General features: G+C 68.2%; 2 protein-coding genes. Both read left to right on the top strand.

Features of this window, described 5'->3' with window-relative positions; all coding sequences use genetic code 11:
• Window positions 1–373: 373 nt before the first annotated feature.
• The gene (locus tag I6U14_RS01915) at window positions 374–955 is read left to right on the top strand and encodes a hypothetical protein (protein WP_296896433.1); all 582 of its coding nucleotides are present in this window, start codon (window positions 374–376) and stop codon (window positions 953–955) included.
• Window positions 956–1,030: 75 nt separating this feature from the next.
• Window positions 1,031–2,315 (top strand): 5'-3' exonuclease H3TH domain-containing protein (locus I6U14_RS01910; protein ID WP_296896431.1); only part of this gene is annotated, 1,285 nt, incomplete at its 3' end.

Here is a 2,315-nt window from a genome sequence, read left to right as displayed (position 1 = left end):
TGTGGGTGCCCGGCCGGGGCGCGGAGGCGGCGGGGGGGACCTGAAGGCGGGCCCGCCCCGGCGGGGCGGGCCGGCGCCGAGGCGGCCGGGTTTTGGGCAGGGCGCCTGGGCCCGGGGGTACGGGGAACCGAGACAGCGCCCCTGGCCGCACTCGCGGGCATGCAGACGCTCTGGGGAGATTGCCGCAACTGAGCGACCTATGCAGGCACCGCAAGCGGCCGAAACCTGCTCAGGCTCAAGCCGGATGCAAGATGCCATGGAATTCCACTAGTTTTCTCCTGGACAAATGGGAGCCTATACCACAAGTTTACGGGGGAATCGCCCTAAACAGCCGAAGCCAATCAGCCCCCAATCAGCCTCCAGGAGCACCGCCATGACCGAGGCCCGCCAGTTGCGACGCCACCGCGCCTATTTCCACGGCTGGGCGCAGGCGTTCGGCCAGCATGACCTGCTACGGGATCCGACCCAGGGGTTGCGCTGGCTGCTGGGGCAAGGACAGCTGGGGCTGATGCTGGATCCCTCTGTGCGCACCCGTCTACGCGGCGGGGATACCGACAGCCTCGGCGGGCTGTTCGCGGATGCCCCGGGCACGCCGGTGCACGAGCCGGCCACTGCCCAAGCCTTGCCGGTATGGCCGCCCGCTAGGCACGCCGAGAGGATCTTGCCGGCGGCACTGATCGACGTCGGCAGCGAAACCCTGCGGCTCGGCCGTTTGATCCTACGCCACTGCCCGGCCGCGGTGATGACGCACACACGGGCGCTGCTGGATGCCGAATCGGCGCTGCATCTGTTCGAGACCTACCACCTGCTCTACCCCAAGGGCACGCGCGTCCTGACCCTATCGCAGCGCGCGCCGCTCGGGCTGATCTACCGCGAGCTGACGCCGGCGCTGATCCGCTCGGCACCGCAGGCAACGATCACGGCGCCGCAGCTGCGCGAGGCTGCCTGCGCCTGAGGGCGACGCCACTCACGCGCGGGGCCGCCCGGCGCATGCTAACGTTGCGGCTTTCGAGCCGCTCACCACAGACTCATGCCCGACCGGTACCCGCTCGTCCTCGTCGACGCCTCCGGCTATCTCTTTCGCGCATACCACGCGCTGCCCAAGCTGACCAACTCCCGCGGTGAGGCCACCGGCGCCCTGGTGGGCGTGCTGAATATGCTCCGCAAGCTCATCGACGAGGAGAAGCCAGAGTATATCGGCGTCGTCTTCGACGCCTCCGGGCCAACCTTCCGCGACCGGATTTACGAAGACTACAAGGCCAACCGACCGCCCATGCCGGAGGATCTGCGCGAGCAGCTGGGGCCGCTCAAGGAGATCATCCGCGCCATGGGCCTGCCGCTGCTGGAGGTGGCGGACGTGGAGGCCGACGATGTCATCGGCACATTGGCCAATCGCGCGGCGGCCGACGGGCTGCCGACGCTCGTGTCCACCGGCGACAAGGACATGGCGCAGCTGGTGAATGAGCACATCACGCTGGTCAACACCATGTCCGACACCGTGCTGGACCCGGCGGGCGTCAAGGAGAAGTTCGGCGTGGCGCCGGAGCATATCGTCGACTACCTGGCGCTCATGGGCGACAGCATCGACAACATTCCGGGCGTGCCCAAATGCGGGCCCAAGACGGCCGCCAAGTGGATCCAGGAGTACGGCGACCTCGACGGCGTCCTGGCCAATGCCGAGAAGGTGAAGGGCAAGATCGGCGAGAGCCTGCGGGCCAGCCTCGAGCAGCTGCCGCTGTCACGTGAGCTCACCACCATCAAGACCGACGTCGAGCTGGACTTCGCGCCCACGGACCTGACGCCGTCGCCGCCGGACACCGAGACCCTGCGCGACTGGTACGAGCGCATCGAATCCAAGCGCCTGCTGGCGACCCTGAACGACGCCGACGGCGAGGCGGCCGAGAACAAGCCGCAGCCAGCGTACGCCTTAGTCCTGCAAGAGACGGAGCTGGATGCGTGGCTTGCCAAGCTCGAAGCCGCCGATCTCTTCGCCTTCGACACCGAGACCACAGACCTCGACTACATGCGCGCCCGGGTGGTGGGCGTGTCCTTTGCCGTGGACACCGACGGTGCCGTGGAGGCCGCCTATGTGCCGCTGGCCCATGCCTATCCCGGCGCGCCGGACCAGCTCGACCGCGAGCGGGTGCTGGGCCGGCTGAAGCCCCTGCTGGAGGACCCAGCGCGCCCCAAGGTGGGTCAGAACCTGAAGTACGACATGAGCGTCTGCGCCAACCACGGCATCGCCATGTCCGGTATCGCGCACGACACCATGCTGGAGAGCTATGTGCTGGACAGCACCGCCACCCGGCACGACA

It is taken from the genome of Thiohalocapsa sp., from assembly GCF_019695415.1.
Classification (GTDB): domain Bacteria; phylum Pseudomonadota; class Gammaproteobacteria; order Chromatiales; family Chromatiaceae; genus Thiohalocapsa.
Note: the sequence above shows the minus strand (reverse complement) of the source record. Positions and strands in the feature narration are given on the sequence as shown.